The organism is Shewanella phaeophyticola (assembly GCF_025398315.1).
Taxonomy (GTDB): domain Bacteria; phylum Pseudomonadota; class Gammaproteobacteria; order Enterobacterales; family Shewanellaceae; genus Shewanella; species Shewanella phaeophyticola.
Genome location: NZ_JAODOQ010000001.1, coordinates 3,359,757 through 3,380,387, shown reverse-complemented (window position 1 = coordinate 3,380,387; position 20,631 = coordinate 3,359,757). Strand labels below are relative to the sequence as shown.

General features: G+C 41.6%; 17 protein-coding genes and 2 pseudogenes. 8 read left to right on the top strand and 11 right to left on the bottom strand.

Annotated features, from left to right (window positions below; translation table 11 throughout):
- The first annotated feature begins 127 nt into the window (after window positions 1–127).
- On the top strand, window positions 128–2,317 hold the full coding sequence (locus tag N4T56_RS15665; RefSeq protein WP_261733889.1) for a malate synthase G: 2,190 nt from the start codon (window positions 128–130) through the stop codon (window positions 2,315–2,317).
- Here N4T56_RS15665 and N4T56_RS15660 read toward each other — a convergent pair.
- A pseudogene (locus tag N4T56_RS15660) lies at window positions 2,314–2,517 on the bottom strand (hypothetical protein). The gene N4T56_RS15665 and the pseudogene N4T56_RS15660 overlap by 4 nt on opposite strands.
- Before the next feature lie 341 nt (window positions 2,518–2,858).
- On the opposite strand from N4T56_RS15660, the gene N4T56_RS15655 reads away from it, so the two are divergent.
- From N4T56_RS15655 to N4T56_RS15645, 3 genes are all read left to right on the top strand, one after another.
- Window positions 2,859–3,590 (top strand): CBM9 family sugar-binding protein, encoded by a 732-nt coding sequence (locus N4T56_RS15655; protein WP_261733888.1) that lies wholly within the window; start codon window positions 2,859–2,861, stop codon window positions 3,588–3,590.
- A 221-nt stretch (window positions 3,591–3,811) separates the two neighbouring features.
- Window positions 3,812–4,573 (top strand): sigma 54-interacting transcriptional regulator, encoded by a 762-nt coding sequence (locus N4T56_RS15650; protein WP_261733887.1) that lies wholly within the window; start codon window positions 3,812–3,814, stop codon window positions 4,571–4,573.
- A complete protein-coding gene (locus N4T56_RS15645; protein WP_261733886.1) occupies window positions 4,533–5,039 on the top strand; it encodes a sigma 54-interacting transcriptional regulator in 507 nt (168 codons plus the stop codon). Before N4T56_RS15650 ends, N4T56_RS15645 begins: the two co-directional genes overlap by 41 nt.
- Here the strand turns inward: N4T56_RS15645 and N4T56_RS15640 are convergent.
- Window positions 5,036–6,576, bottom strand: a protein-coding gene (locus N4T56_RS15640) for an IS3 family transposase (RefSeq protein ID WP_261732418.1) whose coding sequence is annotated in 2 segments (ribosomal slippage) — window positions 5,036–6,111 and window positions 6,111–6,576 — 1,542 coding nt in all. Because the reading frame shifts where the segments join, the coding sequence is not laid out codon by codon here. The genes N4T56_RS15645 and N4T56_RS15640 overlap by 4 nt on opposite strands.
- Here N4T56_RS15640 and N4T56_RS15635 point away from each other — a divergent pair.
- The gene (locus tag N4T56_RS15635) at window positions 6,549–6,980 is read left to right on the top strand and encodes a hypothetical protein (protein ID WP_449329056.1); all 432 of its coding nucleotides are present in this window, start codon (window positions 6,549–6,551) and stop codon (window positions 6,978–6,980) included. The two genes, N4T56_RS15640 and N4T56_RS15635, sit on opposite strands and share 28 nt — an antisense overlap.
- Before the next feature lie 278 nt (window positions 6,981–7,258).
- On the opposite strand, the gene N4T56_RS15630 is transcribed toward N4T56_RS15635, so the two are convergent.
- The 3 genes from N4T56_RS15630 to N4T56_RS15620 all read right to left on the bottom strand — a co-directional run bounded on the left by N4T56_RS15630 (window position 7,259) and on the right by N4T56_RS15620 (window position 10,365).
- The gene (locus tag N4T56_RS15630) at window positions 7,259–8,155 is read right to left on the bottom strand and encodes a transporter (protein WP_261733884.1); all 897 of its coding nucleotides are present in this window, start codon (window positions 8,153–8,155) and stop codon (window positions 7,259–7,261) included.
- A gap of 95 nt (window positions 8,156–8,250) precedes the next feature.
- A complete protein-coding gene (locus tag N4T56_RS15625; RefSeq protein WP_261733883.1) occupies window positions 8,251–9,852 on the bottom strand; it encodes an FAD-dependent oxidoreductase in 1,602 nt (533 codons plus the stop codon).
- Window positions 9,853–10,020: 168 nt separating this feature from the next.
- A complete protein-coding gene (locus N4T56_RS15620) occupies window positions 10,021–10,365 on the bottom strand; it encodes a cytochrome c3 family protein (protein ID WP_261733882.1) in 345 nt (114 codons plus the stop codon).
- A gap of 319 nt (window positions 10,366–10,684) precedes the next feature.
- Here N4T56_RS15620 and N4T56_RS15615 point away from each other — a divergent pair.
- Both N4T56_RS15615 and N4T56_RS15610 read left to right on the top strand, forming a co-directional pair.
- Window positions 10,685–12,225 (top strand): IS3 family transposase gene (locus N4T56_RS15615; protein WP_261732418.1). Its coding sequence is split into 2 segments (ribosomal slippage): window positions 10,685–11,150 and window positions 11,150–12,225, totalling 1,542 coding nucleotides; the frame shifts between segments, so codons are not numbered across the junction.
- A 179-nt stretch (window positions 12,226–12,404) separates the two neighbouring features.
- Window positions 12,405–13,017 (top strand): annotated as a pseudogene (locus tag N4T56_RS15610) (CBM9 family sugar-binding protein); the annotation flags it as partial.
- 225 nt (window positions 13,018–13,242) lie between these two features.
- Here the strand turns inward: N4T56_RS15610 and N4T56_RS15605 are convergent.
- The 5 genes from N4T56_RS15605 to N4T56_RS15585 all read right to left on the bottom strand — a co-directional run bounded on the left by N4T56_RS15605 (window position 13,243) and on the right by N4T56_RS15585 (window position 18,525).
- On the bottom strand, window positions 13,243–13,479 hold the full coding sequence (locus N4T56_RS15605; RefSeq protein WP_261733881.1) for a tannase/feruloyl esterase family alpha/beta hydrolase: 237 nt from the start codon (window positions 13,477–13,479) through the stop codon (window positions 13,243–13,245).
- A complete protein-coding gene (locus N4T56_RS15600; protein WP_261733880.1) occupies window positions 13,439–15,013 on the bottom strand; it encodes a tannase/feruloyl esterase family alpha/beta hydrolase in 1,575 nt (524 codons plus the stop codon). The genes N4T56_RS15605 and N4T56_RS15600 overlap by 41 nt, the downstream gene beginning before the upstream one ends.
- A 100-nt stretch (window positions 15,014–15,113) precedes the next feature.
- Entirely contained in the window at window positions 15,114–16,370 is a 1,257-nt protein-coding gene (locus N4T56_RS15595; RefSeq protein WP_315903061.1) for an OprD family outer membrane porin, read from the bottom strand.
- A 54-nt stretch (window positions 16,371–16,424) separates the two neighbouring features.
- On the bottom strand, window positions 16,425–16,781 hold the full coding sequence (locus N4T56_RS15590) for a cytochrome c3 family protein (protein ID WP_238106653.1): 357 nt from the start codon (window positions 16,779–16,781) through the stop codon (window positions 16,425–16,427).
- Between the two features lie 67 nt (window positions 16,782–16,848).
- Window positions 16,849–18,525, bottom strand: coding sequence for an FAD-binding protein (locus N4T56_RS15585; RefSeq protein WP_261733879.1), 1,677 nt, complete (start codon window positions 18,523–18,525; stop codon window positions 16,849–16,851).
- A gap of 460 nt (window positions 18,526–18,985) precedes the next feature.
- On the opposite strand from N4T56_RS15585, the gene N4T56_RS15580 reads away from it, so the two are divergent.
- Entirely contained in the window at window positions 18,986–19,702 is a 717-nt protein-coding gene (locus N4T56_RS15580) for a FadR/GntR family transcriptional regulator (protein ID WP_261733878.1), read from the top strand.
- A 204-nt stretch (window positions 19,703–19,906) separates the two neighbouring features.
- Here the strand turns inward: N4T56_RS15580 and N4T56_RS15575 are convergent, their stop codons facing one another.
- The gene (locus N4T56_RS15575) at window positions 19,907–20,467 is read right to left on the bottom strand and encodes a MarR family winged helix-turn-helix transcriptional regulator (RefSeq protein ID WP_261733877.1); all 561 of its coding nucleotides are present in this window, start codon (window positions 20,465–20,467) and stop codon (window positions 19,907–19,909) included.
- Window positions 20,468–20,631: the final 164 nt, after the last annotated feature.

The following is a 20,631-nucleotide window of genomic DNA, read 5'->3' as shown; positions in this document are numbered from 1 at the left end:
AGCTGTTAACAGTGGAATGAGTTTGAGCTAGTGATTTGGGACTACTGATTTATGGCCAATGATTTAAGGCATATGATTTAGGACTGAGTTTACGGTCAACGCACAGAAAATAAGGTAGGGATATAACATGACAGCACGTATTCAAGTAGGTGGATTACACATAGCACAAGAGTTGTGGCAATTGGTTGATAGTGAAATTTGCCCAGGTACTGGCATTGATTCAGCAACCTTCTGGACAAAATTTGAGGACATTATTAATGAATTTTCTCCCGTTAATGCGCAGCTGTTAGAAAAAAGACAACTACTACAACAGCAAATAGATCAATGGCATATTGACCATCCCACCCAAGATTTTGACCCAGCAAAATATAAAGCTTTTTTATTTGAAATAGGTTACCTAGTACCTGAGGGTGAGGCTTTTCAAATTAGCACTGAAAATGTCGACCATGAAATTGCCGCGCAAGCAGCACCGCAATTGGTGGTGCCGGTTAAAAATGCTCGCTTTGCGCTTAACGCTGCCAATGCACGTTGGGGCAGCCTGTATGATGCGCTATATGGCACTGACGCAATATCTGAAGAAGATGGCGCGGAGATCACTAAACAGTACAACCCTGTACGCGGTAATAAAGTTATCGCTTTTGCCAAACAACACCTAGATACCGCTGCGCCCTTAGCACAAGGTAGCCATGCTGATGTGACTCGTTATTACCTCGACGCGGGTGTGTTGCGGATGCAATTAACTGACGGCTCGACTACAAGCTTAGCCCAAACCGATAAGTGTGTGGGTTACCAAGGTAGTGCCGATGCACCAAGTGCTATTTTGTTAGTTAACAATGGTCTGCATATCGAAATTCAAATAGATCCAAGCAGTGTCATCGGTGGCAGCGATCGCGCTGGCGTTAAAGACTTACTGGTCGAAGCCGCTGTGACCACCATTATGGACTGTGAGGATTCTGTCGCTGCAGTGGATGCTGAAGATAAGGTTGAAGTTTATCGCAATTGGTTAGGTTTGATGCAAGGTAACTTAGTTGCCTCGTTGACTAAAAATGGTAAAGAGATTGTAAGAGAGCTCAACGATGATCGCGTCTATACCGCTGCTAATGCCAACCAGAATGCAGATGTAAAAACAGTGACGTTACCCGGTAGAAGTTTGCTATTTGTGCGTAATGTAGGCCACTTGATGACCATTGATGCTGTGCTGGATAAAAATGGCAACGAAATACCTGAAGGGATACTTGATGGCATGATCACTGTGCTTGCTGCCATGCATGACCTTAAAGGTAACAATAATGGTCGTAGCAATAGCCGCAAAGGTTCGGTGAATATTGTAAAACCCAAAATGCATGACTCTGAAGAGGTGCAATTTACCTGTGACCTGTTTGCTAAGATAGAAGATGCGCTCAAGCTGCCGCGTAATACTATTAAGGTAGGCATTATGGATGAAGAGCGCAGAACGACACTGAATTTAAAAGAGTGCATTAGGGCAGCCAAAGATCGCGTCGTGTTTATTAATACTGGCTTTCTTGACCGTACGGGTGATGAGCTGCATACCTCAATGCTAGCGGGTGCGTTTGTGCCTAAATCGGTGATGAAACAGCAAAAATGGATTAGTGCTTACGAAGACTGGAATGTCGATATTGGGCTTGAATGTGGCTTACAAGGTCGTGCTCAAATCGGTAAAGGCATGTGGCCAATGCCAGATGAAATGGCAGCGATGCTTGAACAAAAATCGGCTCATCCTAAAGCGGGCGCAAACACAGCGTGGGTGCCTTCGCCAAATGGTGCCGTGCTGCATTCTATTCATTATCACCAAATTAATGTGGCAGATGTTCAGCAACAAATTAAACAACGCCCACGTGCTAGCATTGACAGTTTGTTGACCATACCTTTACTTGCTGATGGGGTAGCACTCACCAATGAGCAAATTACTTTTGAACTCGAAAATAATGCCCAGGGTATTTTAGGGTATGTAGTGCGCTGGATTGATCAAGGTGTGGGGTGTTCAAAAGTGCCTGATATTAATAATGTCGGCTTGATGGAAGACAGAGCGACCTTACGAATTTCATCGCAATATTTAGCTAATTGGCTTGAGCATGACCTATGCAGTGAAGCACAAGTGATGGCGGCGTTGAAAAAAATGGCCGCGGTGGTCGATACTCAAAATGCAGGTGATCCGCTGTACACTAATATGGCGCCTAATTTTGACGGCATCGCCTTTAAAGCGGCATGCGATCTGATTTTTAAAGGCAAATCTCAGCCTTCTGGTTACACAGAACCTTTGCTACATGCTTATCGAATTCAAGCTAAAGCAGGTTAGTATCTAGGGTCTGTTGATCTTTCAAGGTTGTTTTTGCAGCGAATTGTTGGTCTTTTATACAAGGCAGAGACTTTGAGGTGTAGTTATTCTACATAAAAAGTCGATAACGCAGTAAAAATGGCCAACAAACGCTGCCTGAAAGGTTCGGCTAAAAACGTTTTACTCTTTGTTGAATGGATTTTGCTTAGATGACTAGGCATCAATCAATTCGCCTCGATTAAAACGTTTTTAACTCGAACAAAATTCAAACAGCAAAGATCAACAGACCCTAGTGTCTAGTGTTAACACTTGCTCTGAGTTGATGTAGTCACTCAATCAATAAGCCCTGATCTGGCAAAGGTTAGGGCTTTTTTGTGGTCACGTATCAGTGGTATTAGAGTAAAGTTAGCCTGCGATGTATCGACTAGGTTGTTGAGCCAGATTGTTGAGCCAATGTAATTCTGCGCTCTAGATGCAGAGCTTTTAAGCGTGGGTCTGATTTATGATTGCGTTCTATATCTGTTTAAGCCAACCTGTCTCAAATCGATCAATAGAGAGCCTTATGAAATATTCGTTACTTGCTTTGGGATTACTGTTTAGTAGCCAGGCGCTGTTCGCTATGGACGTTAACTATACTGCGACGCCTATCAAGATTGATGGTGTTGTTGACCCTGCATGGCAGCAAGCTAAGTGGCAAACGATGCCGTATTTAATGGCTGGCATATTGCCTGATTCTGCGAGTGATTTTAGCGGTAAATATAAGTTATTGTGGGATGAGCATTATTTGTATCTGCAAGCTGAAATTACCGACGATGTATTGATTGACACCCATGCCGACCCAACGGTGAATTATTGGGATGATGACACCTTAGAGATTTTTATTGATAGTGATGCCTCAGGCGGCAATCATCAGTTTAATCACAGTGCATTTGCTTACCATATAGGCCTAGACAATCAGGCGGCAGATTATGACTCAGATAAACAAGCTCACCTGTATACCTCACATTTAAAAAGTCGTTGGCAGCGCAGTAGTGAAGCGCCTTTTAATGTGATTTGGGAGGTAGCGATTAAGCTGTATCCTGATGACTTTAAAGAAGGCCAAGAAGATAACCCTTTATTGCTAACGCCAAATAAAATCATCGGTTTTATGCTCGCCTATTGCGACAACGATGGCAGCCCAGTAAGAGAGCACTTTATGGGGTCTCATGAGATCACCCCAATTAACGGAGACAAAAACAGAGGCTTTATCGACGCCAATGTGTTTGGCAGTATTACCCTTAAACATTACCCCTAAACATTACCCTTAAACGTTAACCAGATGCTCCATTGCCGAGGCGAACAGCACACAAGTGCAAAACCTTGAGTTAGAAGAACCATTAATCATTTACTAAACGGAGTTTAGCTGGGGAGTTTAAATACTGTGAGGAACACTAGTGTTATGAGGGACGAATCTTGACTAGTTTAAAATTTAGTATTTAATATCAATTAAGTTATGGCGAAGCGACCGGATTACAAGTGATTAAAGTTGATGAGAAAGAGTTCTTTAAAGAAGTTGTTGTCAGATTGACTTCTAGTTTAAATATAAATAAAGCAATTTTTAGCTTATCAGAATATCTTAGAAAATATATGAAGGTCATTGACTTTGAACTGTATATTCCAATGGAAGTTTCGGGACAGTTTCGAAAAATTATATATTACTCATCAGGTCACTCATCTGATGGGACTTCATGGCTGCCACAAAACTATTGGAACTGGTTAAAACAACAACGAACACCTTTCCTGTTAAGAGATACGGATAAAAATCGGTTTGTAGATGAACTTACTACCATTATTGAGTTAAAAGGATTCAGTACGTTAATAAGCCCACTTTTAATCGAAGATAAGCCGATAGGATATATTTTAATAAGAGTCGAAGGTGAAAATGAGTTTCCTTCCTCAATAATATCTTTAATGGCTGTAGCCACTAAACCTTTCTCTATTATTCTAGCCAATGGTATTGCTGATAACTTGATTAAGCAGCATCGAAATCTATTTGTTAGTGATAAACAATCTGTTCACAATGCTCTGAGTGTAAACCCAAAAATAGAGATAGTTGGTGAGAATTCTGGTTTGAAAAATGTGTTAGAAATGGTAAGAAAAGTCGCGCAGAAAAAGACTACTGTTTTATTACAAGGAGAAACCGGAACAGGAAAAGAGGTTATCGTTAGTGCTATTCATCATATGTCATCAACTCCGAATGCAGCCATTCATCAAACTGAACTGCGGAGCGATTCCTGAGAATTTAATCGAAAGTGAATTGTTTGGTCATGAGAAAGGGGCATTTACTGGTGCGTCTTGTTCTAAGAAAGGTTATTTCGAAAGAGCTAATGGAGGTACTTTATTTCTAGACGAAATAGGGGAAATGCCTCATTGTTGCCAAGTTAAATTATTGAGGGTTTTACAAAACAAAGAAGCTTATAGAGTGGGGGGCGAAAAAAGCTTTGAAATTAATACCAGAATAGTCGCAGCGACCAATAGAAATTTAGAGGAAATGGTAAAGCGTGGTGAGTTTCGTGAAGACCTTTGGTATAGGTTAAATGTGTATTTAATTAATATTCCTCCATTAAAGGAAAGAGTTGAAGATATTCCAGAATTGGTTCATTTTTTTGTAAATAAAATCAGTAATGAAATGGAAATGGCTGCACCTCCTATATTAAAAGTAGCATTCGGCGTTTTTCAAGACAGTTGTCGCCTAAATTGTTAAGCAGCTTCTTTGTGTTGCTCTGGATTTAACTCCACAGCCCCTATGGGCTGCCAGTTTCGCTCTTCTTTTGACCATCGTTCTGGATGTTCATTTCTTTTTGTCTGATACAACACTTTTCGCTTCGCCAGTATCTCTACATCAAGACCATCATGTCTCTGGTTTGGTGTCACAAACTTAATCCTGCTATGTCGATGCTCATTGTTGTACCAATAAACAAATTCTTTTACCCATTTACGCGCTTCATCTAACGACTTAAAACCTTCGCTAGGCCAACGTGGATGATACTTTACCGTTCTAAACAGTGATTCTGAGTACGGATTATCATTACTCACCCTTGGGCGACTTCGTGAGGTCACAACGCCTAAATCGTACATCTTAGCTCGCATCGTTAGGCTCTTCATGGGCGCGCCATTATCAGAGTGCAACACGACATCTTTCTTCAAGCATTTCTCTGCCCAAACGCTACGCTCTAGCAGTGCTGCTGCTTGCTCACCTGTTTCGCTGTAGTGAACTTCCCAACCGACGATTTTTCGACTGTAAATATCTTCAATCATGTACAGATAATAGTGTATTCCTATCACCGTTGTAGGCAGGTAACTGATATCCCAACTCCACACTTCGTTCGCTTTTTTAGCCGTATAACTGGTTGGCTTTTTATGAACATTTCTCGGCTTAGCTTTGCCTCGGTGGTGCAGCATGTTTTTAGTATGTAATACACGGTAAAAACTCGACTCCGAAGCAATATACTCACCTCTATCGGCGAGTATCGGGACAATTTGGCTTGGTGGTAATGAGGCAAACTCTTCACTATTACACACATCAATCACGGCTTGTCTTTCAGCATGACTCAGTTTATTTCCAGGCTCTGGCCTCATTGCGGTTGGCCTTTTATCTGCGCTAATCTCACCGCCTATTCGCCAACGCTGTAAGGTTCTACTTGATAATCCAATCACGTCACAGGCCTTATCTTGTCTCGCGCCTGATGCTACTGCTGTACTGACCCACTGCGCGTGCTTCTGCCTATCGGTCAGCGAAATCAGTCTTCCTCTTTTTCCTTCCAATAGGCATCGAACTTTTTTCCGAGTACGAGTAAAGCAGCCGCTTCCGCTAACGCTTTATCCTTTCTACGTAACTCACGTTCTAGCTCGTTAATGCGTTTTTTGTCAGTCTTTTGTCCAGGTGTTGTCTTGGCTTTACTTGTCAGTGTTGTGCTTGTATTACCGGCAATGCAAGCTTGCTTCCATCCGTTGACTTGCTCAGGATATAACCCCTTAGCTCGGCAATATTCACTTAACTCAACTGCCGACAGAGAGGCTGTTTCCAATACCACTGAAAACTTTTCTTCACTTGACCACTTATCCGATGAACTGACTTTTGACACGTTTAACCCTGAGGTATTAAATTGCTTTTGCCAACTATACAGGGTTGAGAGATTAATGCCTTCTTGCTCTGCAAACTTACGAACCGACAAACCACTTTGACTAAACTTGTTTAATATAGCTTCTTTAAATTGACCTGAATGCCTTTGATAATTCACTTGCTGTAACTTACCGCTCCCTGTTTATTTGTAAATTAATTGAGGCGACAACTATCCTGACACAGGGGGCATTGGATAAACTAAAGCTTTACTCTTGGCCAGGTAATGTCAGAGAACTAGAGAATGTCGTTGAAAGAGAATTAATACAATACAGTGAGAATACGTTAAATTTTAAAAGTTTTATCAAAGAAAAACTTACCAGTACAAGTATTGATTATAATATCGATAGTGCTGAGGTAGAAAATAAAAATACAATGAATCTTGAAAAGGTTATGTCATTGCATATTAATAAAGTGTTAGATATTACTGGTGGTAAGATTCATGGTGCAGGAGGAGCTGCAGAGCTATTAAATATCAATCCAAACACATTGAGAGCAAGAATGAAAAAGTTAGGGATACTCTAACGCCTATCTCTAGTGTAGTAATAATAAAGTATAAGTGTTAAGCTGCTGATATGCGATATTTAAATATGTATACATTAACATTTTAGATCGTTTTATTCATTCTTAATTATACAAAATGATTTTTTGTTCTACTTGTTATTGATTAGAAATGTAATTGTTAACAATTACATTCTGTGTGCAAAGTGATTTATATGCGCGATATTCATTTATGATTATTAGTTAGAGTCACTATTTAAAGTGACTCTATGAAAAAAATAATATGATTAAAAAGGTCCTATTTACCAAACGTATGAAAACCTTGCAAATATCGCATTAGTAACAGATGTGTTCTCCCCATCTAGCCCGACGTCATACCATAAAGAAGCATGCATATTGCTAGATAAGTATGCCATAGTTCCAGCCCCCAGAGTTACCTCGTTACTATTTGAGTTAAGTATATCTACTGTTGTTCCTGAATTTTCATAAGTCGATTTTTTAGTATTTTGGTAGTTTGCGCCTATAAATGGTTCAAAAATATCATTCACCCGATATGCCACCCTCACGCTTGCATGGTATGTGTTACCTGCATCAATATTCGGCTCTCCTGTCACGCGAGTAGTTGTTCTGAACATTGCGCCTAAATGTGCATCTAAGGAAATCTTATCTATTTTATAAGCAGCGAATAGTTGGGTAAAGCTTCCCCAGTTGTTCGCTGACACATCATTATCGCCAACAGGGATAGATATGTAACTTTGAATCCCTAATGTACTGTTTTCATTTGGTTTCATCCAACCAGCAATACCTACAAGTGGGTCGCCGATACCAGATACACGTATCTCATCACCTTCAACACTGACAAAAGTAGGAACAAATTCAAAACCTAAACCTACATCCGGAAGTGCGTCAACTGTAAAAAAGTGTGCGTACTTCGTAAAACTTGCTACTTCAGTAAGGCTTGATGTGTCAACTTTATCTCCATTACTATCAAATCTTTCATTGGTATTTTGTACGTAAGCATATTCAACGATGGCATTAAAAGGTTCGAAGTTAACAGGCAGGTCATAATCATGGAGGCCAATAAATGCTAATGGTACATAGCCGGCGTTGGCATATTGGGCTGCCATGAGGTTAATTAATATTAAGCCGACTGCGGTACTATAAGTGCCACCACTTAAGAGATTAGTGTTTTTTTTCATTTTGTTAGTTCTCTAAATAAGTTATAGATTTAATTTAAAAAATGCGGTAGTTATTGATGACTACCGCAAATTTTAAAGGGGATAAAATGAAAGTTTTATATAGATTTAAGTTTTGCAGCATGTTTAGCTGCAATTTTGCCAGTTGCCATACATCCTGGAACACCATATGGCCAAAGAGCTAAGCCTTGTCCGACATTACCTGCACTATAAAGTCTAGGGATGGGTTCATTGTTGTAATCTAAAGTTTGAGCATGAATGTTGTATCTCAAGCCACTTGTGTTATAGACACCACAAGCCATCAATTCAATCGCATAATATGAGCCATTTTGAGATAGAGGTTTCAACGTTTCTTTAGGTCGGTCAAATTCATCATTCCCACTTTTGCACCCTTCGTTATACTTTGTTACTGTTGCTTTTAATGCATCTGGTTTAATTATTCTCGGTGTCTCAGTTGACAAATATGGTTTCGCTTTCATTTTAGCGGCCAGCTCTTCTAACGTATCAGCTTTAATAAGCCATCCAGATTCTATTTCTGCACGATTATCATCACTCCATTCGTAAATATTCTGTACACTAGCCCAACCCCAGTTATTATCGCCAATAACCTTACCTAAAGTAGCTGAATCTAACTCTTTTTGATCACAAACAAGAAACATTGGTAGATTATCCCAACCAACAGGTTTGCCTTTATGAGTGTTATCAGTAAAGTTTAACCAAGGCATTGGATAGAACTTTTCATGAGTTAATAAAGTCTTTTCGTTCATGAACCTTTCGCCATCCATGTTGACGAAAATTCTAGAGTTGTTAAGAGGTGAATTATCTGTTCCTCTAACAAGATCGGCAGTATCCCAAGTTCTATGAGTAATTGCGGTGCCAAACTTCTCGGTTGGTTCTCTAAAAGCAAATTCCATCCAGTCAAAGCCTTTACCCATGTTGTCTAAAGCTCCACCCGCGGCCATTCCCATTTTCATGCCATCGCCAGTACTAGCTGGTGAGTTTATCGTTGCAACATCTAGTCCAGGGAAGTTGAATTGGCGAATCATATCTTTGTTCGCGTTATAATCACCAGATGTGATAATGACGCCTTTTCTTGCTTTTATTTTAATTTCTTTACCATCATCTTGGGCAATTACACCAAGTATCTCTTTTGTTTCTGGGTCTTGAATTAGAGACGTCGCTGGTGTGCTATATTTAATCGTAATCCTAGGGGTTTCCATAACCCATGTTTTCAATAGTTTGTAAAATGCTTTACCTTCTCCCTCAACAAGGAAAGGATTTTCTTTTTGCATTTTAAGACCTTTATCTTTTGCCCATTTTATTTGAACATTAATTTCATCAGATATTTTTCGAGCGGTTTCTGGTGTCATCGACCCCATTGATCTTTCGATGAAGTTTTTACCTTTACGGCCTGCAAAACTCATAAAAATTCCGCCATAACATGATGTCGCACCGCCTGCAGTTTCTTCGGGCATTTTTTCTAACAAAGTGACATTAAGATTTTCTTCTGAAGCGGCGATAGCAGCGGCAGAGCCTGCACTACCAAATCCGATAACAATAATGTCAGTTTCTTGATCCCATTTTTTTGGAGCTGTAGCTGCTATTGACGAAATAGGTAACAATGTTGTTGAAACTGCAGCTCCTACAGCTGTTGCCCCTTTAAGGAATTTACGACGTGAAATTTGATTTTCATTTTTCATTTTTAGTAGCCTTTAATAATATAAAAGTATTGGGAACTTATGTTTAATATGTAATGTGAATAGTGAAATTAATAAAATTAACACTTTCACTTGTTTTAAATGTTTTTAACTTCTTATTTTAAATTTAATTATTTTTATTTCGTTTAGAAATAAATGTTAAGTTGTTAATTAGGGGACTTTAAAATCAAAGCTATGGCAGGATGCGCAATAATCTATTGAGGTGCTATGTGACTTATGGCATTCATTGCACTCAATATCACCTTCATGAGCATCATGTGGATTAATATGTAATGCTTTAGTTTTTTCATACATCCCATCATATCCGCCATGACAATCTAAACAGGCTTGAATTCCAGCCTCTTTCTTAGGCTTTCCTTCATGGCAGCTGTTACAATCTAGACCATTTTTAATATGTATATCACTTAGAAAGCCCTCTTGATTTGCAAACACTGTTCCAGCACCAGCAAAACTCAAAGCTAGTACCGATATAAATAATACAAACCTATTTTTCATCTTTATTCCTATTTTCTGCTTTAAAGTAAACATCACTTTTTAGCCAAGTAATATGGCTATATATCTATAAAGCAAACGATGTGCCAGTTATTAAGCTGTTGATATTATAGGTTTTGTTTTTTCATTTAAATGAGGGCGGGGGATGTTGTGCTATATGGTTGTGTTATATGGTGACGATTACCATATTTGGTAATCGTTGGGGTTTAGTGAAAGGTCAGCAAAGGCTAATTTCAATAGCACTGTATAGTTGCCCCCTGTGTCAGGATAGTTGTCGCCTCAATTAATTTACAAATAAACAGGGAGCGGTAAGTTACAGCAAGTGAATTATCAAAGGCATTCAGGTCAATTTAAAGAAGCTATATTAAACAAGTTTAGTCAAAGTGGTTTGTCGGTTCGTAAGTTTGCAGAGCAAGAAGGCATTAATCTCTCAACCCTGTATAGTTGGCAAAAGCAATTTAATACCTCAGGGTTAAACGTGTCAAAAGTCAGTTCATCGGATAAGTGGTCAAGTGAAGAAAAGTTTTCAGTGGTATTGGAAACAGCCTCTCTGTCGGCAGTTGAGTTAAGTGAATATTGCCGAGCTAAGGGGTTATATCCTGAGCAAGTCAACGGATGGAAGCAAGCTTGCATTGCCGGTAATACAAGCACAACACTGACAAGTAAAGCCAAGACAACACCTGGACAAAAGACTGACAAAAAACGCATTAACGAGCTAGAACGTGAGTTACGTAGAAAGGATAAAGCGTTAGCGGAAGCGGCTGCTTTACTCGTACTCGGAAAAAAGTTCGATGCCTATTGGAAGGAAAAAGAGGAAGACTGATTTCGCTGACCGATAGGCAGAAGCACGCGCAGTGGGTCAGTACAGCAGTAGCATCAGGCGCGAGACAAGATAAGGCCTGTGACGTGATTGGATTATCAAGTAGAACCTTACAGCGTTGGCGAATAGGCGGTGAGATTAGCGCAGATAAAAGGCCAACCGCAATGAGGCCAGAGCCTGGAAATAAACTGAGTCATGCTGAAAGACAAGCCGTGATTGATGTGTGTAATAGTGAAGAGTTTGCCTCATTACCACCAAGCCAAATTGTCCCGATACTCGCCGATAGAGGTGAGTATATTGCTTCGGAGTCGAGTTTTTACCGTGTATTACATACTAAAAACATGCTGCACCACCGAGGCAAAGCTAAGCCGAGAAATGTTCATAAAAAGCCAACCAGTTATACGGCTAAAAAAGCGAACGAAGTGTGGAGTTGGGATATCAGTTACCTGCCTACAACGGTGATAGGAATACACTATTATCTGTACATGATTGAAGATATTTACAGTCGAAAAATCGTCGGTTGGGAAGTTCACTACAGCGAAACAGGTGAGCAAGCAGCAGCACTGCTAGAGCGTAGCGTTTGGGCAGAGAAATGCTTGAAGAAAGATGTCGTGTTGCACTCTGATAATGGCGCGCCCATGAAGAGCCTAACGATGCGAGCTAAGATGTACGATTTAGGCGTTGTGACCTCACGAAGTCGCCCAAGGGTGAGTAATGATAATCCGTACTCAGAATCACTGTTTAGAACGGTAAAGTATCATCCACGTTGGCCTAGCGAAGGTTTTAAGTCGTTAGATGAAGCGCGTAAATGGGTAAAAGAATTTGTTTATTGGTACAACAATGAGCATCGACATAGCAGGATTAAGTTTGTGACACCAAACCAGAGACATGATGGTCTTGATGTAGAGATACTGGCGAAGCGAAAAGTGTTGTATCAGACAAAAAGAAATGAACATCCAGAACGATGGTCAAAAGAAGAGCGAAACTGGCAGCCCATAGGGGCTGTGGAGTTAAATCCAGAGCAACACAAAGAAGCTGCTTAACAATTTAGGCGACAACTGTCTTGAAAAACGCCGGTTGTGTAACTCACTTTTATAATCAGAATGTTTTATATAGAGTTTTCCATTCACACTAAACTTAAATCAAACTAGGAATCAAACTAGGAATCAATCAAAACGTAGACTATCACTATTTAGAGTCACTATTCGTTAACACTTAGCAGCAAGCTGAGTGGCAAATGATGCCGTATTTAATGGCTGGCATATTGCCTGATTCTGCGAGTGATTTTAGCGGTAAATATAAGTTACTGTGGGATGAGCATTATTTTTATCTACAAGCTGAAATTACCGATGATGTGTTGCTTGATACCCATGCCGACCCAACGGTGAATTATTGGGATGATGACACCTTAGAGATTTTTATTGATAGTGATGCCTCAGGCGGTAATCATCAGTTTAACCACAGTGCATTTGCCTACCATATTGGCTTAGACAATCAGGCGGCAGATTATAGCTTCAGACAAACAAGCTCACCTGTATACCTCGCATGTAAATAGTCGGTGGCAGCGCAGTAGTGAGGCACCTTTTAATGTGATTTGGGAGGTAGCGATTAAGCTGTATCCTAATGACTTTAAAGAAGGCCAGGAAGATAAGCCTTTATTGCTAACGCCAAATAAAATCATCGGTTTTATGCTCGCTTATTGCGACAACGATGGCAGCCCAGTAAGAGAGCATTTTATGGGTTCCCATGAGATCCCCCCAGTTAACGGTGACAAAAACAGAGGCTTTATCGACGCCAATGTGTTTGGCCATATTACCCTTAAACATTACCCTTAAACGTTAACCAGATGCTCCATTGTCGAGGCGATCAGCACACAAGTGCAAAAGCAGTTATTAGTAATTGTGACATCGTCTGATTTTGTCAAACTTTGCCAGCGTGTGTTGCTACAACCATAAATGACTGTAGGCTTTGGTTTGATAATGTTTATTGTATAAAAAATGGGTTGCCGAATATGGCAACCCATTTTGTGTAGTGGAGCGAGGGTAATTCTCTTGGGGGAATTACTCTGAAGCTACACAGCTAAAGCTTTCTGCGAGTTCTATGTCTCCTGAACCATTGTATGTGGCTACTTGTGGGAATGGACACAATGGGCGAGAGCGGTCTTTAGCCCAATTGTCTGGCAGCTCAGTATTGGCTTCGCGCACATTGGCGGTGATGGCTTCAGGTGCGGTGCCTGTTTCTACCCAAGCCACGATGTCATCTAAAATCGTATTGACTTGATCGGTTGCTGGAGCCATTACCGCAGTGATTCATGCCTGGAATAAGGTATAGCTTGGCAAATTCATCAGCATTACCCGCATTAGCTTCATCAACAGCTTTGTACCAGTCAATGGTATTTTGCACAGAGAATACTGGGTCGGCTGTACCATGCACTAAGATCATTTTGGCGCCACGTTCACGTAATACGTCATAGTCCGTTTCACCACCTAAGGCCATAAATGACATTGATGATTCAGGGAACTCACTGGTGGTCGCATTGATTGCGGCTTGGGCTTCATCTAAGTTCAAGTTCACAGCGTAGTTGTAGGCTTCAATTAACCCTGCATCGGCAAAGGTGTTGTAGTCATTGAATTCGACTGGCGGCGTTGAAAATACCGTTGCTACAGTGCCTGCATCACGGCTAAAGGCGGCTGACATTTCCCAACTTGCCCAACCACTGGCACCTATGCCCACATCGTAAGGGAAGCTTGTGTAAAGTGCTGCGCCAGCTGAGGTTTGTGCCCCTGTCATAATATTACCTAGCGTTTGTTTTTGCTCGGCAGTTAAACAGGTTCCATCACGCTCAGTGGTACAAAGTGGCACGTCACGGTCAATATCAAAGGCAAGCTGACAGCCAACAAGGTCGTTAATCATCCCGTCTGCTGCGCCATCTAAAGCGTCACATTGCTCGCTGACACTATTAGCTAATAATGTATATTCTTGCGCGGTGACGGTGCTGACTATGGCGGCATTGATTTCATCGGCAGTGGTTAAAGGCGTATTAACTGGGATTAAATTGGCAAATTGCTGTACGCCATATAATTGTGCAACAGCGGCTTGAGGTAAGTCATTACCTGGGTCGCCTACTAAAAATCCGTCGTACATTTCAGGAAAGCGGGTTGCAGCGACCATAGTGTGACGGCCACCGTTAGAGCAACCGGCAAAGTAAGAACGGTCGGGTTGTTTGCCATAAGCGTCCAAGATGAGTGCTTTTGCCATTGGGGTGAGCTTTTCAACAGCACCGTAGCCATAATTAATGCGTGCTTGATGATCGAGTCCAAAATATTGTTGACCATAGCCTTCGTGCCCAGCATCGGAGCTAATTACTGCAAAGCCTTTGTTAAGTGCGGTAGCGTCATAGTCATCGGTTATTAAAAAACGACCTAAGGCTTTGTTCACTCGGCCGTCTAAGCCACCATTTGCTTGGTAGAGAAAGCGTCCATTCCAATCGGTTGGCATGCGCATTTCAAAGCCGATGGCATATTCTTGGGTTTCACTACCTTGCAACCCTTTACCTAAACGCTGTTCCATTTTACCGGTTAGCACGCAGTGAGCGGGTGATTTAAATATGACACCACTGCCATCGTAGTCAATTTCGCCGGCGTCAACCATCACCGCTGAGGTGATTTCGGTGTCGTCAAAGTTAAAAGCATCAACCAGCGATGAACAGTTTACTAATGTGGCAGGTTGGGCGGCGGTTAAAATGGGTAAACTTGTGTCTTTGTCGTCACTATCACAGCCTGTTAGCGCAAGCGTCATGGCAATAGAGGCGGCTATTGTATTAAGTTTCACGGGAAATCCTTTTTGCGAATTGAGAGTCAATCAAAAAGTAAAAGGCCGGGAGCGGTGACTCTTTACTTAATGAAAGCTGCGTAAGCTTTTGTTACGAAGATTAAATTGCGAACTTGTAGTAAACGTAGAAACGCGTATCGGTTAAGTCGTCACCCGTTGAGTAGTTCACAATGGCATGACGTGCGCGTACGCTTAAACCGTCAACATATTTGGCGAGATCGTACACCACTGAAAAGTCGGTTTCGTCGATGTCTTGGCTCGAGTCGCCATCAATTTCATAGTTTGCCCAGTAAACATAAGTGCTAACGCCACTTAATGCAGAATCTGGAGCAAATTGATAAGCAAGTTGTAAGCCGTAGCCATCTTCGTTAGCGCGTGCTGATTGAACCACTTGTTGGATGATGACTTTGTCATCGCCAAATGGTGCCACAACGTCGCCGTCACCGGTGGTAACATATTTTACTGTTGCATCAAATCCGTTCCATTTCATCCCTAAGTGGAAACCCGCTTGGTATGTGTCAAATTGAGCTTCGGTTTGACTAAGCGCACCAGTTGAGTCTTGCTTTAGGTAAGATGGATTGAAATACCAGTTAGCTGCACCCATTTCGCCGCTAAGGTTTAACTTAACATGGTACTGGTTATACACATCTTCCATGCTGTAGTACCACAAACTGGTCTTAGCGTTTATCGCTTCGATTGGCAGGTTGTAGTCTAAACCTAGCGCATAGATTGGGTTGTCTTCTACATCGACAATGACACCTTTACGTGCAAACTCACTTTGGATCCCGCTTGATACGTTGTTAAACTCTTCGTCAGTCCAGCCCATGTAGTCTGTGATGTATAGTGCTGATATCGCTAAATTTTCTATAGAGGTATTTTTAACACTGGCACCACGATAGGTGAACGGAATAGCGCGTAATGGGAACGGGTTCATCATTGGGGTACGTAACTCTTGTGCACCGACCACGATTTGTGTGTCGTACCAGTTGCCGCTGACAAAGTACTCTTGTAAACGGTTAACAGCGGTACGCTCGACAACTGAGCCAGGTGCGCCACCACCTACAAGGCCGTAAAGCCCGTCGTTGCTTGACTCCCATATTGGGTTTGCTGACGCAAATGAGCCCCCAAAACTGATGCCATTAGCTTCACCTGAACGCAGGTAGAATAAACCACCGAACGAGGTGTCGTGGCGATCTGTGCTATCAGCATCAAAGTTACGTTGAAAATCAAAAAGTTGGAATTGACCTTTCAAGGTTGCATCATTAAATATGTTTGCCATTGGCTCAGCGGCAAAGGCTGGGCTGGCGGCTAGACATGCTACGACTAGCGGTAATAATTTAGTTTTAATATTCATCATTCTCATCCTGTTTCGTATTGACTTTTTATGGTCGAGATATCGTGCCTTACTGTTTTAAGGGACCACAAAGTCAAAACGAAGGTGACAGCTACCGCAGTAGTTTTCAGACTTCTGGTGTACGTTGTGGCATTTTGCACAGTCGGTTTCGGTGCCAAAGTGGCGGTTTTCATGTGGGTTTGTTGGTTTTACATCTTTGGTTTTTTTAGCCAACTTTTCGGTGTTATGACATTTGATGCATTTGGTCATAGTGACCGCTTCGCGTTGTTCGGCGTTACCATGGCAGCTGGCACATTTGAGCCCTTTAGCTGCATGAGTTTGGTCGAGTAAGGTGGTTTTATCAGCCATTGCACTGCTTGCGAAAAAGCTCAATGCAAGACAAAGCATGATGTTGCGCAGTGTTAATTTTTTCATTGTGTTATTCCATAATTCTGTGTGAAAGGTGCCAAAGGTCTGGCATCCATTTACTTGTCTTTTTGGGTTACAGTTTGGCGACGTACTTACCTGCTAAGTAGCCAAATGTGTAGCAACGTCCTAATGACAAACCGAATACGGTGAGTGGGTAGTCGACACCGCCATAGAAGCCACCGCCAAGGTTACCGATAACAAATAAACCGCCAATTTTGTTGCCGTCTGCATCCAGTGCTTGATGGTTTTTGTCCACGAGCATGCCTGAACACAAGGTTGAGATGCGCATGCGGCGATGAATGCCATAAAAAGGTGCTTTTACCACTGGCAGCATTTTTGCTGAAGGCTTACCAAAATCATCATCTTTGCCGGTTTTGCATAGCTCGTTGTAGCGCTTCACATTGGCAACGAAGGTTTTAGGGTCGCATTCTAGTTTGACTGCGAGCTCTTCTAAGGTATTGGCTGAGTAGGTATTAATTTGAGACTCGTAAACGCCAATCTTTGGTGATGGATCTTCTGGCATGTAGATTTTCATCTGCTCAGGCGAGTAGAGTTTGCCTGGCCAGTTCGCTGCTTGTTCCATGTAGTTCGCGTCGAAGACTTGCGAGTAGTGACCGGCATTTTCTTCATCACGTAGATAGTTATTCATCAGTGACATAGCAACGGTTTCATTGACGAAGCGCTCACCTTTGCGGTTGACGGCAAGGAACGGCATATCACACATTGACGCATAGCCTGCATCAAAGTCATGGAGCATTTTGGTGTGGCCAATTGGTTCGATAACGCCGCCTGCCCAATATGCCATTGAGAAACCGTCACCGGTACGATCCATTTGTTTACGCTCAAAGTTTTTCAAATCAGGGATGAAGAAGTTACACATTGCTTCGTTGTTTTGGTAATCACCTGAAGACAAAATCACGCCTTTTTTGGCCATGTATTTGTGGTATTTACCGTCACGGTCTTGGGCGATAACCCCAATCACTTTGCCTGAGTCATCTTGAACAAGTTGCTGAGCTGGCATGTTGAAGAAGAATTTAACCCCAGCTTTTTCTGCCACTTTAGCTAAATCACGCATGCCGTCACCTGTGGTGTAAGGCTTATATCCACAATATGAGGTAACAAAGTTAAGTTTATGTTCGGTAACTCCATGAATGCCATGTTGTACTTTAGTGCCTTGGTCAACGATTTGTGCGCCACCTTTTTTAGCGCGGTCGATCACCCATGAAACGGCTTCACCAGAGTTGTATGCCCATTCTCTCACGAGTTCAGGGTGACAGCGGTGGGCACTGTCGCCCATTAAGCGGTTTACCATGGCTTCTACTGCGGCTTTGTCACTGTTGGCTAAATCGATGCCAGATCCTGTATTACCTTGCGAAACCACAATGGCTTGCTTTTGCAATACCGCTACTTTGGCACCGTTTTCAGCAGCAGATAACGCAGCGGGTACACCAGATGCACCTGCACCAACGACAACGACATCAAATGTTTGAGTTGAAACAATATCTCTGTCAGAAATCGGTTTCGGTTTTGGCATGAATTCGAGCGTTGCACCACCATCTGAGCTCTTGGCCGTTTTAACGCAATCATCTGTTGAGGCTGTGGCCATGCTGCCAGTAAGACCTGTAAAAGCGACGGCGCCAGTACCCATAGCGGCACGAGTTAAAAAACTGCGTCGTGAAAGACCATTTTGCAGGACATTGCGGGTATATTGGTCGATTTCATTCGACTTGTTTGAATCATTTTTACTCATTTTAAAACTCCTTTACCCCTCACGGCTCGAGGCAGATCCGTCATCAAGACTTTGATATAGAACCCGGTCATAACCGCTTAGAACGACTGTTTTCTACTAACTTAAGTAGGTTTGTTCAAAAAGTAGATAAAGCCTTTGTTATTAGTCATGACTAATTTTTACTCTCCACTTTCGATACGTTAAATGTATGACATATAACGTTTCGCAATAAGCATTGGTTGTTAAATTTTTGCAGCCATCCGCAAAATTAATTATTTTGTGACTTGCTGCTTAAATAAGCTATTTGTGAAACAGCAGGGCTCCTAGCAGGAGTTTTTGATGAGGTAAAGAGGGTTGCGAGGTTATTTAATCTGTTGTTTTTTAAAGGGGAATTATATTTACTGCTTTAGGTTTAACAGTAGTACTCTTTGGTGGTGACGCTGTGTTACAATTGGACGATAAAGTAGCGTAAGGACGTATTTTGAATAACTTCAAACCAATCAAGCAGATAAAGGCATCTGATGAAGTTTTTAATCAGCTCAGAGAAGCTATTTTCTCAGGGCGTTTTTCCGCGGGTGATAAACTGCCCTCGGAGCGCGAGTTGATCGAAAAATTTGCCGTGAGTCGCACGGTTGTTAGAGAAGCGATAAAATCGTTAGAAGCCCGCGGACTTGTGGTCATTAAGCAAGGGGCTACTGGCGGTGCTTTTGTAAAAGAAATGACATTTGATCGGTTAAGTAGTGACTGCAATGATTTGTTCTTTTTAGGTAAAATGTCATTTAATGAGATCTGCCAAGCGCGTTTACATATTGAACCTATTGTTGCTGGTCTTGCGGCAAAACACTGTACTCCTGAGCATGCTAAGTTGTTACTCGAGGCGAATGCCAATGAAAGCCTGACATTGGAATACCCTGAAACTGTCATGCTAAGAAGCAAAATTCATTATTTGCTGGCAGATATGTGTAATAACCGCTTTTTAACCGCTATTGATAAGTCATTGATTCAGTTAGTGGGTTCAATTTCCAGTCATTTCCAACCCGATACTGATAAAATACATCCCCCGGGCATGCATCATTCTATTATTGATGCTGTGATTGCAGGCGATGAGGCTGGTGCAGAGCAAGCAATGAGAGCGCATTTATTAGACTTTTTAGTCTTACTTGATGGCATTGAAGAAGAATATCGACATACTCAATAGCATTAATATTTATCTATTTTAGCTTGGACTTTTAGCCACATTTTTACTGTTTGGGATGAGTTGATAATCCTACTTTTATTCTCCTCGCAATGCTATTTGGGCACTTAACTGGCAATATCAAGTATGTACTATTGAATAGATGCGCGTGATTTGACCTATAGCATCGCTTTGTCATTACGGATCCTTATTGACTGATTGCATCAATTAATTTCTAGGTGTTTCTATTGTATTGAGTAATTTTTTCAATAACTTATCAAGTTGATTTTTTTCTTGTTCAGAAAAACTTGCGTTCATTAACCTGTGACTTTCTTGTGCCTTAACAGCAATATCTTCAATCACCTGTTTACCTTTTGCGGTTAACTGTACAAGCTTAACTCGGCCGTCTTCTGAAGAGGGGCTTCTGGATATTAAGGCTTTTTGTTCCAGTCGGTACAGTGCTTTGGTTAAGCCGCCGGAACTGATGAGCATGTAGTCCATAATTTGTGTGGGCATCAGTAGGTGTGGTGCGGGGGTTCTTCTTAGCGCAGTGAGTAGCCCAAAATCAGAGGTCTGCAAACCATACTCAGCCATTACCTTACTGCGTTTTTCTTCATTAATAGATTGAATTTTATCAATTAATGGTAGTGATTGCATCATGTCTTTATAGGCTTCTGGCCAGTTTTCTTCCATTAAAGAAAGAAAGGTTTCAAACTTCTCTATCATCGCTGTCGCTTCATTAATATACGATTGAATCGTCATTGTATCTTGCTGGAAAGGTAAGCTCAAGGTAATATATCTTCCTAGGAAGATAATAATTGATGTTGGTGAGGTGTTATGTCTAAGGGGCATTTTGTCTTTTTGATGGCGTTGGTGATGGCCGCGGCCTTTTGCGGTTGATGCTTATTTGCCAGGAATCCCCTCCATGTCAGAGTATTTGGGTGTGGGTATTG

Bases quoted from the DNA above. Each gene is read 5' to 3' on its own strand.
- N4T56_RS15665 (WP_261733889.1), top strand. From the start codon at position 128: ATGACAGCACGTATTCAAGTAGGTGGATTACACATAGCACAAGAGTTG.
- N4T56_RS15655 (WP_261733888.1), top strand. From the start codon at position 2,859: ATGAAATATTCGTTACTTGCTTTGGGATTACTGTTTAGTAGCCAGGCG.
- N4T56_RS15645 (WP_261733886.1), top strand. From the start codon at position 4,533: ATGCAGCCATTCATCAAACTGAACTGCGGAGCGATTCCTGAGAATTTA.
- N4T56_RS15630 (WP_261733884.1), bottom strand. From the start codon at position 8,155: ATGAAAAAAAACACTAATCTCTTAAGTGGTGGCACTTATAGTACCGCA.
- N4T56_RS15625 (WP_261733883.1), bottom strand. From the start codon at position 9,852: ATGAAAAATGAAAATCAAATTTCACGTCGTAAATTCCTTAAAGGGGCA.
- N4T56_RS15620 (WP_261733882.1), bottom strand. From the start codon at position 10,365: ATGAAAAATAGGTTTGTATTATTTATATCGGTACTAGCTTTGAGTTTT.
- N4T56_RS15605 (WP_261733881.1), bottom strand. From the start codon at position 13,479: ATGGCTCCAGCAACCGATCAAGTCAATACGATTTTAGATGACATCGTG.
- N4T56_RS15595 (WP_315903061.1), bottom strand. From the start codon at position 16,370: ATGATGAATATTAAAACTAAATTATTACCGCTAGTCGTAGCATGTCTA.
- N4T56_RS15590 (WP_238106653.1), bottom strand. From the start codon at position 16,781: ATGAAAAAATTAACACTGCGCAACATCATGCTTTGTCTTGCATTGAGC.
- N4T56_RS15585 (WP_261733879.1), bottom strand. From the start codon at position 18,525: ATGAGTAAAAATGATTCAAACAAGTCGAATGAAATCGACCAATATACC.